Genomic DNA, 13,035 nt, shown 5'->3' with positions numbered 1-13,035 from the left:
ACAATCGCCCGATGGGGTGGCATGGAATTCCCGCGCCCTGGAAAGGTTTAGCGGGCTCAATTGCGGGGAGAGTGTGCCGGGGTGTGGGAATGGAGGGGGTCGTCCAGGACGGTCTGCAGTGCGGCGTGCGCCGCCCCGAGCAGCGGCCCGTCCGCTCCCAGCCCGGACACCGTCACCAGCGGCCCGCCACCCCGCCCGTCCGCCGCCGCGACAGCCGTGCGCCGCGTCAACTCCCGTTCCAGGGACGGCAGGAACCATGGCGCCAGCCCGGCCAGCGCGCCCCCGAGCACCACCGCCTGCGGGTCGAGCAGATTCACCGCCCCGGCGAGCGCGATCCCGAGCGCCGTCCCCGCCTCCTGAAGCGCACGGACCGTGGCCGCGTCCCCGTCGGCGGCCCGCCGCGCCAGCAAGCCGATGCGGGCACCCGGCCCCGCGGGCACGGCCGCCGCTCCCTCCGGCGCGAGCCCGCCCGCGCGCAGCACGGCCCGTTCCCCCGCGTACTGCTCCAGACAGCCCCGGCCGCCGCAGTCGCACAACGGCCCGTCCGGATACACCGGCACATGCCCCAGCTCGCCCGCGAACCCCCGTGCCCCCCGCAGCAGTTGGCCGTCCACCACGACCGCGGCCCCGATACCGGTCTCGGCCGAGACATGCACGAAGTCCGGCGGCGGGACCGGCCGGCCCCCGCTTCCCCCCAGCCACAGCTCGGCCAGCGCGCCGAGATTGGCCTCGTTCTCGACGGTGAGCGGGAGGACGGCCTCGCGCCCCGGGACCGTCGCCCCGGCGAGGCCCGGTGCCAGATCGGCCGCCCGCCAGCCGAGATTGGGGGCGTGCACCACCGTCGTCGACCCCCGCGCCACCAGGCCGGGCACGGCGACGGTCAGCCCGGCCGGCCGCAGCCCCTCGGTCGCGAGGCCGGCCGTCACCTCCGCCAGCAGCGCGGACAGCCGCCGCAGCACCGGCCCCGGTGCGCTGTGCCGGTTCGCCGCGTCGGCCGCCACCCGCGCGCGCACCCGCCCGCGCAGATCGACCGCGCACACCGCCAGATGATCGACGCCTATCTCCGCCCCGATCCCGGCCGGGCCACGGTCACTGACGGCCAGTTCGCCGCCCGGCCGGCCCCGGCCGCCGGTCGCCGCCCGCCCCGTCTCGACCAGCAGCCCGGCCCGCAGCAACTCCTCGACGAGCGGCGCCACCCCCGCCCGGGTCAGCCCGATCCGCGCCGCGACCGCCGGCCGCGACAGCGGCCCCCGCGCGGCCACGGTCCGCAGCACCCGGGCCAGATTGCGGCGCCGGATGCCGTGCTGGGTGTCGCCGCCGGACGCGGTCACAGAGGTCTCCTCGGGGTGCCGGGCGGGCGCGCACATTCCGCCGGACGGGGGGTGGGGAAGGGCGGTCAGCGTCGCAGCAGCGCCGCGCCGTCGGCGAGCGTCGCCGTCAGCCGGTCCCAGGCGGCGCCGTCCCTCGGCCGCGCCTCGTACTCCGCGCCGCGCGCCGTGCCCCAGCGACGGGCCACCGCCGCCGGATCCTCGCCCAGCAGCAGTCCGGCCGCCTGCGCCGCCGCGCCGAGCGCCACCAGCTCCTGCGCCTCGGGCACCACCACCGGGCGGCCGGAGAGCCGGCGCACCGTCTCCCGCCACGCCCGCCCCCGCGCCCCGCCGCCGATCAGCAGCAGCGGGGCATCGGGCGCGGCGTCCGCCTCCAGCACCCGGTCCAGCGCCTGCAGCAGCGCGAACACCGCGCCGTCGTAGGCGGCCTGGAGCAGCCGGCCGGGCGTGGTGTCATGGCGCAGCCCGTGCACCAGCCCCGAGGCGCCGGGCAGATTGGGGGTCCGCTCGCCGTCCAGGAACGGCAGCATCACCACCTCGCCGCCCTCCTCCACGGCCTCCCGGTCGCGCCCCAGCAGCGCCGCCACCCGGTCCACGGCGAGCGTGCAGTTCAGGGTGCAGGCCAGCGGCAGCCAGTCCCCGCGGGCGTCGGCGAACCCCGCCACGGTCCCGGTCGGATCGGTGGGCCGGCGGGTGGCGAGGGCGTAGACCGTCCCCGACGTCCCCAGGCTCAGCACCGGCTGCCCGGGACGCAGGCCCAGCCCGAGCGCGGCCGCCATGTTGTCGCCGGTGCCGGCCGCCACCAACGCGCCGCGGGGCAGTGGCAGATCCTCGGCGTGCACGGTGCCGGCCGCCTCGCCCGGCCGCGCCACTCGTGGCAACGCCTCGGCGGACAGCCCGACATGGTCCAGGATCCGCTGGTCGTAGGACTCGGTGTGCGAGGCCCACCAGCCGGTGCCGGAGGCGTCGCCGCGGTCGGTGACGGCCTCACCGGTCAGCCGCTCCACGAGATAGTCGTGCGGCAGCCGCACCGCGGCGGTGGCGTCGGCCGCGGCCGGCTCGTTCTCCCGCAGCCAGGCCCACTTGGCCACCGTGAAGGCCGGCCCCGGCACGCTCCCCACCCGCTCCGCCCAGGCCCGCGCCCCGCCCAGCTCCGCGATCAGCCGCTCGCTCTGGGGCGCCGGCCGGACGTCGTTCCACAGCAGCGCGGGGCGCACCGGCGCCCCGGCCGCGTCCAGCGTGACCAGCCCGTGCTGCTGACCGCCCACCGACAGCGCCGAGGCCTGCCGCGCCGCCTCGCCGCACTGCGCCAGCGCCTCGCCCAGCGCCCGCCACCACTGACCGGGGTCGCTCTCCTTGCCCTCGCCGCCGCTGACCGTGTGCGGGGCCTGGCCCCGGGCGAGCACCACACCGGTGTCGGCGTCCACGACCAGCGTCTTGGTGGACTGGGTCGAGCTGTCCACCCCGACGACGAGCGGTCCCGCTGACTGTGCGCCCATCGTGCACTCTCCCTTGGCGGCCCGTGTGCCTCGGTCTCGGTCCAGGGGGTTCCCCGGTGTGCTGCCGCATATTAGTTTGGCCGCGGCGGAATTTGTAAAGCGCGTTGACGAAATAACCGAGGGAGTCGCGCATGAGGGAACACAGTGTGGGGATCCGCCCGGCCCGGGGCCGGTGGGGGGCCACCGGAGGGTGCCCGCCGCGCGCATGCGGGGCCGCGCGGAGCGAGGTGCCGGCATGAGCCGTCAGCCCGTCCCCGCGGACAAATTCAGCTTCGGCCTGTGGACCATCGGCTGGCAGGGCCGCGACCCCTTCGGGGAGGCCACCCGCCGCGCCCTGGACCCCGTCGAATCGGTCCACCGCCTCGCCGACCTCGGCGCGTACGGCGTCACCTTCCACGACGACGATCTGATCCCGCCCGGCGCAGGGGACACCGCACGCGAAGCGGCCGTGGCCCGCTTCCGGCAGGCCCTGGACGCCACCGGCCTGGTCGTCCCGATGGCCACCACCAACCTCTTCACCCACCCCGTCTTCAAGGACGGCGCCTTCACCGCCAACGACCGTGATGTCCGCCGCTACGCGCTGCGCAAGACACTCCGCAACATCGACCTCGCCGCCGGGCTGGGCGCGCACATCTATGTGGCATGGGGCGGCCGGGAGGGCGCGGAGTCCGGCGCGGCCAAGGACGTCCGGGCGGCGCTGGACCGGATGAAGGAGGCCTTCGACCTGCTCGGCCAGTACGTCGTCGAGCAGGGCTACGACCTGCGGTTCGCCATCGAGCCCAAGCCCAACGAGCCGCGCGGCGACATCCTGCTGCCCACCGTGGGCCACGCCCTCGCCTTCATCGAACAGCTGGAGCGCCCCGAGCTCTACGGCGTCAACCCCGAGGTCGGGCACGAGCAGATGGCCGGGCTGAACTTCCCGCACGGCATCGCCCAGGCGCTCTGGGCGGACAAGCTCTTCCACATCGACCTCAACGGCCAGAGCGGGATCAAGTACGACCAGGACCTGCGGTTCGGCGCCGGCGACCTGCGCTCCGCGTTCTGGCTGGTCGACCTGCTGGAGACGGCCGGCTACGACGGCCCGCGGCACTTCGACTTCAAACCGCCGCGCACCGAGGACCTCGACGGTGTCTGGACCTCGGCGGCCGGCTGTATGCGCAACTACCTCCTCCTGCGGGAGCGCGCGGCGGCCTTCCGTACCGACCCGGCCGTCCAGGACGCCCTGCACGCCGCGCGGCTGGACCAGCTGGGCCGCCCCACCGCCGACGACGGCCTCGCCGGGCTGCTGGCCGACCCCACCGCGTACGAGTCCTTCGACGCCGAGGCCGCCGCCGCCCGGGGGATGGCCTTCGAGCATCTGGATCAGCTGGCGCTGGAGCATCTGATGGGGGCGGTCTGAGGGGTTCGGCGCGACGCCCGGGGCCGGTCTTCGACGGCCGGCAGAGGCGCCACCCTCACCCGAGCACCCGCCGCACGAACGCCAGCTCCGCCGCCCGCTGTTCGCCGCCGCCGCTCTCATGGGCATTGAACCGCCACACCTCCAGCTCCTTCTCGCCCGCGTAGTGGTGGTACGCGGCGAAGCCGGTGGACGGCGGCACCACCGCATCGCGCAGCGCCGTGCCGAACAGGGCCGGGGCGGTCGCGCGGACGGCGAAGTTCAGGCCGTCGAAGTGGTCCAGGGTGTGCAGGGCGGTGTCGATATGGCCGCGGGCGCCGGCGAAGTAGCGGGACAGTTCGCCGTACGGGCCCGCGTCCGTGACCTCGAGCGCCCGCCGGATGTGCGTCAGGAAGGGCACATCGATCAGCGCCCCCGCCAGCCCGGGGACCAGTCCGGTCATGGCCAGGGCGAGCGCGCCGCCCTGGCTGTGGCCGGCGACCACGACGCGCTCGGCGTCCACCGCGTCATGGCCGCGCGCCGCCTCCACGGCCCGTACGGCGTCGGTGTACAACCGCCGGTAGTAGTAGTCGTCGGGGTCGAGCAGGCCCTGGGTGAGTTTGCCGGGGACGCCCGGATTGCCTGAGCCGACCGGATCGGGGGTGTCCCCGGGGCGGTTGGGCCCGCTCTGGCCGCGGGTGTCCATGACCAGCGTGGCGTACCCGGCGGACGGCCACAGCAGCCAGTCGTGCGGCAGCAGCCGGCCGCCGCCGTAGCCGAGGTACTGCACGACGCACGGCAGCGGCCCGGCGGCCGCGCGCGGCCGCAGGAACCAGCCGCGGATACGGTGCCCGCCGAAGCCGGCGAACTCGGCGTCATGGCAGCTGAGGAGGGCGAGCCCGGTATCGACCTCGGTGAAGCGGGCAGCGAGGTCATGGGTGCGGGCCGCGTCGAGGGTGCGCTGCCAGAACGCGTCGAAGCCGGGGGGTTCGGGCACCGGCGGGCGGTAGGCGTGGAGCTCGTCCAGGGGCAGGTCGATGAACACGGGAAACCTCCGCGCCGTAGGGTGGCTGGCTGCCTGTCGCCAACGGTGCCCAGGGAGCGGACATTTCAGACGCGCAATGTTCCAGGTTGGTCACCGGGCCCCTCACAACCGAGTAAAGAAGCGATCATTTCCCTCATGAGTTTTCCTCCGCCGCCGCCGAACCAGCCGCCTCATGACCCACCCGGCGGCTTCGGCCCGCCGGCCGGCGGCTACGGGCCGGGCGGCCCTGCCCAGGGCGGCTACGGTCCCGGTGGCTACGGCTCGCCCCCGGGCGGCAACCAGCCCCCAGCCGGTTTCGGCCCGCCCGCGGGCGGCTACGGACCCGGCGGCCCGGCCGGCCCCCAGGGCCCCGGCGGCTGGCAGCAGCCGCCCGGCCCGCCCGGCGGTGGCGGCGGCAACGGCAAGATCATCGCGGCGATCCTCGCCGGCGGCGCGGTCGTCCTGGCCGTCGTCATCACCCTCGTCGTGGTGAACACCGGTGACAGCGGCACCCACCGTGCCCAGCCGTCCGCTTCGCGCACTCCTGCCACACCCTCCGGGGACGCGTCCGCGACGCCCACCGACGAGGCCGGCCCCACCACGACGCCCACCTACGGGCCCGACCCCACCGGCACGCCCACCGACAGCGACTTCGCGAGCGGCATGCCGACGCCGTCCAACGGCAAGCTCCCCTTCTACCTGCTGAAGGTCGGCGACTGCTACGACCTCCCGGCGGGCGGCGGCGGCAACAACGACGCGGCCTCCTGCAACGGCCCGCATGACGCCGAGGTCGTCACCACACACCGCCTGGACGTCGGTCTGACGACCGAATCCGCCATCAAGGGCAGGGCCTCGTCGCTGTGCAGTGGCGAGCTGGAGCGCAAGGCGGCCCGGCAGCCCGCGGGGACCACCCGGGGCACCTACATCCAGTACCCCAGCCTCAGCGGGTACAAGCTCGGCATCAAGTCCGTCAGCTGCAGCCTGATGGCCGACCGCACCGGCACCAAGAAGCTCACCAAGCCGCTGACCTGAACGAACGGGCGGGCGCACCGCCGCCGGCCGCCCCCGCCCAGCAGCCGTGCGGGTGCCGGGCGGGGGCTGCCGGTCAGCGGTCGATGCGCCTGCCCGCCGCGCCGCCGTCCGCGACCTCCCCGACCTCCGCGGCGGCCGGGTCGAGCACCCGCGCCAGAAAGGTCCGGGTCCGCTCGTGCTGCGGGGCGCCCACCACCTGTTCCGGGGTGCCTTCCTCGACGATCACCCCGCCGTCCATGAACACCACCCGGTCGGCGACCTCCCGGGCGAAGCTCATCTCATGGGTGACGACGAGCATCGTCATGCCCTCCTGCGCCAGCCCGCGCATCACCGCCAGCACATCCCCGACCAGCTCCGGGTCGAGTGCCGAGGTCGGCTCGTCGAACAGCATCAGCTCCGGTTCCATGGACAGCGCCCGGGCGATGGCCACCCGCTGCTGCTGCCCGCCCGACAACTGCGCCGGATAGGCCGCCTCCTTGTCGCTGAGCCCCACCCGTTCGAGGTTGGCGCGGGCGATCCGCTCCGCCTCGGCGCGGTCGCGGCCGAGCACCCGCCGCTGCGCGATCGTCAGATTCTCCAGCGCGCTCAGATGCGGAAAGAGATTGAAGGCTTGGAAGACCATCCCGATCCGCCGCCGGACCCTGTCGATGTCCACGTCCGGGTCGGTGACCTCGGTCCCGGCCACCGTCACCCGGCCCGCGCTCGGCTCCTCCAGCAGATTCACACAGCGCAGCAGGGTCGACTTTCCCGACCCCGAGGGCCCGATGACACACACCACCTCCCCGCGCGCCACCGAGAAGTCGATCCCGCGCAACACCTCCAGCGCACCGAACGCCTTGCGCAGCCCCTGCACCTCGATGGCGTTCGCCGCCGCCGCGCCCGGTGCCGTCGTCTCCGCCGTCACGTCACTCACCTGGCCTTCGCCGTACGGGCCTCCAGGCGCCGGACCAGCTGGCCGAGCGGGAGGGTGATCACGAGATAGAGCAGCCCGGCGATCAGGATCGGGGTCAGGCTCTTGTGCTCATTGAGCGCGTCCCGGCCGAAGTTGGCCAGTTCGAACTGGGACAGGGACAACCCCAGCAGATACACCAGCGAGGAATCCTTGGTCAGCAGGATCAGTTCATTGGTCAGCGGCGGCAGCACGATGCGGAACGCCTGCGGAATGACGATGGAGACCATCGCCCGCCCGTGCGACATTCCCAGCGAACGTGCCGCCTCCGTCTGGCCCTTGGGGACCGCCTGAATTCCGGCCCGGATGGTCTCGGCCATGTATGCCGCGCCCACCAGCCCGAGCGACAGCATCACCGTGACGTTCATGTCGAGGGCGACCTCGAAGGCCAGCGGCACACCGAAGCCGAGCGCGATGAACACCAGCAGACAGGGGATCCCGCGGAAGAATTCGATATAGGTGACGGCGATCCAGCGGTAGGGCGGCACGGAGGACAGCCGCATCAGCGCGAGCACCAGCCCCAGCGCGAGTCCGAAGCCGAAGCCGAGCAGGGTGTAGAGGACGGTATTGACGAGCGCCGTGGTGATGATCTCGGGGAAGAGCGCCTTGACGACGCCGACATCGAAGAACGCCATCCGCAGCTGGTGCCAGTCGGCGACCAGCGCGAAGACCACCACGGCGACGACCAGGACGCCGTACTGCACACCGCGGATGATCCGGGCGCGCTGTCGTTTGGACACAGACATGACGGCCGGCCTCAGCTCTGCGGGGTGGTGCCGAACCACTTCTTGTAGATCCGGTCGTACGTCCCGTCGGATTTCGCCTTCTTGATGACCTCGTTGATCTTCTTGCGCAGCACGTCGTTCCCGGTACGGACACCGATGCCGTAGTGCTCGCCCGTATTGAATTCGGCGGTGACCGCGGTGTCGGGATTCTGCTTCACATAGTCGAAGAGCACACCGTTGTCATTGATGCCGGCGTCGACCTGGCCGGACTTCACGGCGGTCAGCAGCAGCCCCAGATCCTCGAACTCCACGAGTTCGACGCCCTTGCCGTGGTCCTTGGCGTAGATCCCGCCGGTGGTGGCCTTCTGATAGCCGAGCTTCTTGCCCTTGAGGTCCTCGACCTTCTTGTAGGGCTTGCCCTTCTTCGTCAACAGCGCCTGGGTGGCGTTGAAATAGGGGTCGGAGAAGTCCATCACCTTGTCGCGCTCGGGCGTGATCGTCATGCCGGCCGCGGCCAGATCGCATTTGCGGATGGTGAAGTCCTGGCCGGTCTCGATGCCTTCGAAGGGGGTGTTGACGATCTCCTGCTTGATCCCGAGGTTCTTGGCAACGAGGTCGACCAGATCCACATCGAACCCGACGATCTTGCCGTTCTTCTTCACCTGGAACGGCGCGTACGGAAGGTGGGTGCAGGTCTTCAGCGTCCCGGAGGAGACGAGCTCCAGCCCGCCGGCCCCCTTCTTCCCGTTGGACGCGGTGCTGCTGCACCCCGCCACGACGGCGACGGCAGCGACAACGGCTATGACAGACGACACGGAGCGAGCGGACACGGGTCCTCCAGGGCATGATGCTGATCAACCAAGCCGCGCATGCTGCGATGTGGCTGCATCCTGCCACCGGCCCGGTGCGCTGTCCCCGCCCCGTCGGTTGCGTCTGTGTAACGCCTTCGGCCCGCGACCCGGCCCCGGCCGTCCGCCCGTTCCCCGGGCGGACCTCAGCGGCCCAGCGCGGCCGCCACGGCGGCGATGGCCTCCGGGCCCACCCGGCAGCAGCCGCCGATGAGCCCGGCGCCGTCCGCGGCCCAGGCGGCGACCCGCTCCGCATCGAACGCCGCGCTCCCGCGCCAGGCCCGGGCCCCGGCGTCCCAGCTCTCCCCGCTGTTGGGGTAGACCACCACCGGCTTTCCGGTGAGCCGTGCCGCCAGCCGTACCGCGCGGTCCGCATCCTGTGGTGCGCAGCAGTTCACGCCCACCGCGATCACCTCGTCGGCCTCCGCCGTCACCGCGAACGCCTCCGCCAGCGGCTGCCCGGCGCGGGTGCTCCCGCCCGCGACGCTGTACGACAGATACGCCGGGACCCCCAGCCCGCGCACCGCGCGCAGCAGTGCCCGGGCCTCGTCGGCGTCCGGCACCGTCTCCAGCGCCAGCACATCGGGCCGCGCCGCGGCCAGCACCTCCAGCCGCGGCCGGTGGAAACGCTCCAGCGCCGCCACCGACAGGCCGTAGCGGCCGCGGTATTCGGAGCCGTCCGCCAGCATCGCCCCGTACGGGCCCGCCGACGCGGCCACATACAGCGGCCCGGCGACCCCGCCGGCCCGCGCCCGCCCGGCCGCCTCGCGGGCCAGCTCCACACTCCGGCCGAGCAGTTCCGCGGCCTGCCGGGTGCCGATGCCGCGCCGCGCGAAGCCCTCGAACGTCGCCTGGTAGCTGGCGGTGATCGCGACCTGCGCTCCGGCCTCGTAGTAGGCCTGGTGCGCCCGCACGAGGGCCTCCGGCTCCTCGGCCAGCAGGCGGGCCGACCACAGCGCGTCGCTCAGGTCGTGCCCGGCGGCCTCCAGCTGGTTCGACAGGCCCCCGTCGAGGACGACCGGCCCCGCGGCGAGGGCCTCGGTGAGTGACGGGGACGTGCTGACCATGGTGCGAAGCCTCCCGGTTACGGTCCGGACGCGTGCGTGGTGCGCCCCTCCTCCTGAGCGTAATGCCGCCCGGGGACAGTGCCCCGGCCGGCACCGGGCGTGCCCGGCGCCGGGTCAGCGCAACGACGAGAACACGAACGAGAACCGTGCCGGTGCCGCCTCCAGCCGGTGCTGCGGCAGCACCCCCGGCCCGCACGACTGGCTGCCGATCCCGTGCTGCGCATGGTCGAGATGGAGCCACAGCCCCCCGCCGGGCCGCAGATCCGTGGTGTGCCGGGCCGCGGTGAGCTCCTCGGCCGACCACCGGCGGGCGGCGAAGTAGAAATCCGGGTCGCCCTCGATCCGCAGGCCCGAGCCGTCCGTACGGGTCAGCTCCACCCAGCGCACACCGGGCCGTGCGCCGTTCTCCTGCGGCCGCACATACGGCGTCTGCAGCGCGTCCACCGGCATCGACCAGCGGCCCACGCGGGTGGCGGCCCGGGTGTCCGGATAGCCCTCGCCGGGCCCGCCGCCGAACCACTCGGCGCAGCCCAGACTGCCGCACACCAGCATCCGCACGCCCAGCCGCGGCAGCGGAACCGTCCAGTCACCTTCCGGTTCGACGCTCAACTCCAGCCGCAGCCGGTCCGCTTGGGCCGTCCAGTGGTAGACCGTGCGCAGCGCGAGCGGCGAGCCGGCCGGGGCGAGACGGGTCCGTACCCGCACGCCGTCCGGCCCCGTCTCGACGGCGTCCACGCGATGCCGCATCCGGTGCAGTCCGATCCGCCGCCACTCGGTGGCCGGCCGTGGCCCCGGCTGCCAGGGCGCGGCCTCGTCGTTGTCGGTCGGCGCCCGCCAGACGTCCAGCCGGGGGCCGCCGATCCGGAAGCCGTCGAGATAGCCGAGTGTCCCCGTGGCGGCGTCGAAGGTCCCCGGGCCCAGGACGATCACGTTGCCCACGCCGCGGCGCGGGGCGGCGGTGGCCGTCCAGGAGACGGCGGGGCGCGGGCCGGCCGGCAGCTGGCCCCAGGCGATCTCGTGCCCGGCCGGCGCCCAGGCGGTGTCCTCGTCCAGCACCGCCGAAACCGTCCACAGCGCCTCGCCGTCCTCGCCCGGCTCGACCGGCGGCGTCGGCAGCGGGACCGTCGCCGACGCGCCGGGCGCCACCGGCGGTACGTCCAGCCGGCCGTGCCCGCGCAGCTCGCCGGCGACCTCGTAGATCCACCGGAAGGTGAGATGACCGAGGCCGCCGAAGTCGTAGCGATTGGTGAGCCGGACCGCGTCCGGGTGGCCCTCGTCGTCGGTCCCGGCCTCGATCCGCACCGGCTCGAAGACCTTCTTCAGCTCCAACAGGCCCGGCGAGGGCACCCGGTCGGGGAAGACCAGCCCGTCGCAGACGAAGTTCCCGTCGTGCAGCTCCTCGCCGAAGTCGCCGCCGTAGGCGTGGAAGATCTCGCCGGCGGGCGTCCGCTGCCGCAGCCCGTGATCGATCCACTCCCAGACGAAGCCGCCCTGGCAGCGCGCGTACCGCTCGAACAGCCGCTGGTACTCGCCCAGTCCGCCCGGACCGTTGCCCATGGCATGGGCGTACTCACACAGCAGAAACGGCAGGTGCCGCCGGCGGGTGTCCAGCTCCGGATCGGGCAGCGGCTCCTCGGCGCGCTGCCCGATGCGCTCCACCTCGGCGTGCCCGGCGTACATCCGGGAGTAGACATCGGTGTCCGCGCAACTGCGGTCGCCCTCGTAGTGCAACGAGCGGGACGGGTCGCGCTCCCTCATCCAGGCGGCCATGACGGACAGTCCGTGTCCCGTGCCGCACTCGTTGCCCAGCGACCACAGCACGATGCTGGGGTGGTTCTTGTCCCGCTCGACCATCCGCTGTGCCCGGTCGAGCAGCGCAGGCTCCCAGCGCGGATCGTCGACCGGGTTGTCCCGCCAGTCCTGCTGGGCGAACCCGTGCGTCTCCAGATCGCATTCCTCGACGACCCACAGCCCCAGCTCGTCGCACAGGCCGAGGAAGGCGGGGTCCGGCGGATAGTGGCTGGTGCGCACCGCGTTGATGTGGTGCCGCTTCATCAGCAGCAGATCGCGGCGCATCGTTTCGGGGTCCAGGGCGCGGCCGTGGCGCGGGTGGAACTCATGGCGGTTGACGCCGCGCAGCAGGATCCGGCGGCCGTTGACCTTCAGCAGCCCGTCCTCGACGCGGACCGTGCGGAAGCCGATCCGCAGCGGGATCCGCTCGCCGGGGGTGACCAGCTCCCCGTCGTAGAGATGCGGATCCTCGGCCGTCCAGGGGCGCACCGGCACCGTCGCGCGCTCCCCGGTCGCCAGATCGAGCCCGAGCGCCGGCACGGTCACCCGGCCGGCCGGAGCGCACTCCACCTCCAGGGTGCCGTGACCGGTGCGGTGGTCGAACCCGGCGTGGACGAAGTGGTCGGCGACCGAGCCCTCGGGACGGCGGTGGAGGCAGACGTCCCGGAAGATGCCGGGCAGCCACCACTGGTCCTGGTCCTCCAGGTAGCTCCCCGACGACCACTGGTGGACCCGCACGGCCAGCACATTGCGGCGCGGCCGCAGCAGATGCCCGGCCTCGAACTCGTGCGGCAGCCGGCTGCCCTTGAAGTGGCCCAGTTCCTGCCCGTTGAGCCAGACCCGGGCGCAGGACTCCACCCCGCCGAAGTGCAGGACGGCGGGCCCCTCGCCCCACTCCTCGGGCAGATCGAAGACCCGCCGGTGATCGCCCGTCGGGTTCTCGTCCGGCACCCGCGGCGGGTCGACCGGGAAGGGGTAGGCGGTGTTGGTGTAGGCGGGCGCGCCGTTCGCCCGGGCCGCTCCGCCGCCCTCGTGGGAGCCGTCGGCGGCGGTGCGTCCCTGCAGCACCCAGTGGCCGGGCACCCGCAGGTCCTGCCACTGCGCATCGTCGAAGTCCGGCCGCGCGAACGACTCGTCCTCGGCGGTGGCGCCCGCCGAGAGCCGGAACCGCCAGATGCCGTTCAGGGAGAGCCGGGCGGCATCCGATCCCGCGTACCAGGCGCGTGGCGGCAGGACCCCGCTCCCCGGTGAACGGTCCTCGTAGTACGGGGAGGGGGCCGGGGGGCGGTCGGGGTGGCCGGGGCGGTGCGGTGCGCGGTCCGTCTCGTCGGCGGTCCGGGGGGCGGGTGCGGGCGGCGTGTGGTGCGGCGCGTGCGGCGAAGTGCCGGTCACTGGTC

General features: G+C 73.6%; 10 protein-coding genes. 2 read left to right on the top strand and 8 right to left on the bottom strand.

Annotation, left to right across the window (positions count from 1 at the left end; genetic code table 11):
• Positions 1-56: 56 nt before the first annotated feature.
• Positions 57-1,367 carry an ROK family transcriptional regulator gene (locus tag OIU81_RS04700; protein WP_329144119.1) on the bottom strand — a complete coding sequence of 437 codons (1,311 nt, stop codon included), beginning with the start codon at positions 1,365-1,367 and terminating at the stop codon, positions 57-59.
• A 29-nt stretch (positions 1,368-1,396) separates the two neighbouring features.
• Positions 1,397-2,827, bottom strand: a complete 1,431-nt coding sequence (gene xylB / locus OIU81_RS04695; protein ID WP_329144117.1) for a xylulokinase — start codon at positions 2,825-2,827, stop codon at positions 1,397-1,399.
• Positions 2,828-3,062: 235 nt separating this feature from the next.
• On the opposite strand from xylB, the gene xylA reads away from it, so the two are divergent.
• Entirely contained in the window at positions 3,063-4,226 is a 1,164-nt protein-coding gene (gene xylA / locus OIU81_RS04690) for a xylose isomerase (RefSeq protein ID WP_329144115.1), read from the top strand.
• Between the two features lie 55 nt (positions 4,227-4,281).
• On the opposite strand, the gene OIU81_RS04685 is transcribed toward xylA, so the two are convergent.
• Positions 4,282-5,247 carry an acetylxylan esterase gene (locus OIU81_RS04685; RefSeq protein WP_329144113.1) on the bottom strand — a complete coding sequence of 322 codons (966 nt, stop codon included), beginning with the start codon at positions 5,245-5,247 and terminating at the stop codon, positions 4,282-4,284.
• A 135-nt stretch (positions 5,248-5,382) separates the two neighbouring features.
• Between OIU81_RS04685 and OIU81_RS04680 the strand changes: the two genes are divergently transcribed.
• Positions 5,383-6,258, top strand: a complete 876-nt coding sequence (locus tag OIU81_RS04680; RefSeq protein WP_329144111.1) for a hypothetical protein — start codon at positions 5,383-5,385, stop codon at positions 6,256-6,258.
• 73 nt (positions 6,259-6,331) lie between these two features.
• Here the strand turns inward: OIU81_RS04680 and OIU81_RS04675 are convergent, their stop codons facing one another.
• From OIU81_RS04675 to OIU81_RS04655, 5 genes are all read right to left on the bottom strand, one after another.
• Positions 6,332-7,171, bottom strand: a complete 840-nt coding sequence (locus OIU81_RS04675; protein ID WP_443073928.1) for an amino acid ABC transporter ATP-binding protein — start codon at positions 7,169-7,171, stop codon at positions 6,332-6,334.
• Positions 7,168-7,953: an amino acid ABC transporter permease gene (locus tag OIU81_RS04670; protein ID WP_249636210.1), complete on the bottom strand. Its 786-nt coding sequence runs from the start codon at positions 7,951-7,953 to the stop codon at positions 7,168-7,170. The genes OIU81_RS04675 and OIU81_RS04670 overlap by 4 nt, the downstream gene beginning before the upstream one ends.
• 11 nt (positions 7,954-7,964) lie before the next feature.
• Entirely contained in the window at positions 7,965-8,762 is a 798-nt protein-coding gene (locus OIU81_RS04665) for a basic amino acid ABC transporter substrate-binding protein (protein WP_443073927.1), read from the bottom strand.
• Positions 8,763-8,926: 164 nt separating this feature from the next.
• Positions 8,927-9,847 (bottom strand): homocysteine S-methyltransferase, encoded by a 921-nt coding sequence (gene mmuM / locus OIU81_RS04660; protein ID WP_329144107.1) that lies wholly within the window; start codon positions 9,845-9,847, stop codon positions 8,927-8,929.
• A gap of 114 nt (positions 9,848-9,961) precedes the next feature.
• Positions 9,962-13,030 carry a glycoside hydrolase family 2 TIM barrel-domain containing protein gene (locus tag OIU81_RS04655; RefSeq protein WP_329144105.1) on the bottom strand — a complete coding sequence of 1,023 codons (3,069 nt, stop codon included), beginning with the start codon at positions 13,028-13,030 and terminating at the stop codon, positions 9,962-9,964.
• Positions 13,031-13,035 lie beyond the last annotated feature (5 nt).

Origin of the sequence: Streptomyces sp. NBC_01454, assembly GCF_036227565.1 — a bacterium.
Classification (GTDB): domain Bacteria; phylum Actinomycetota; class Actinomycetes; order Streptomycetales; family Streptomycetaceae; genus Streptomyces.
Note: the sequence above shows the minus strand (reverse complement) of the source record. Positions and strands in the feature narration are given on the sequence as shown.

What these genes read in the sequence shown, in the direction of transcription:
- OIU81_RS04700 (WP_329144119.1), bottom strand. Translation starts at nt 1,367, where the DNA reads ATGTGCGCGCCCGCCCGGCACCCCGAGGAGACCTCTGTGACCGCGTCC.
- xylB (WP_329144117.1), bottom strand. Translation starts at nt 2,827, where the DNA reads ATGGGCGCACAGTCAGCGGGACCGCTCGTCGTCGGGGTGGACAGCTCG.
- xylA (WP_329144115.1), top strand. Translation starts at nt 3,063, where the DNA reads ATGAGCCGTCAGCCCGTCCCCGCGGACAAATTCAGCTTCGGCCTGTGG.
- OIU81_RS04680 (WP_329144111.1), top strand. Translation starts at nt 5,383, where the DNA reads ATGAGTTTTCCTCCGCCGCCGCCGAACCAGCCGCCTCATGACCCACCC.
- OIU81_RS04670 (WP_249636210.1), bottom strand. Translation starts at nt 7,953, where the DNA reads ATGTCTGTGTCCAAACGACAGCGCGCCCGGATCATCCGCGGTGTGCAG.
- mmuM (WP_329144107.1), bottom strand. Translation starts at nt 9,847, where the DNA reads ATGGTCAGCACGTCCCCGTCACTCACCGAGGCCCTCGCCGCGGGGCCG.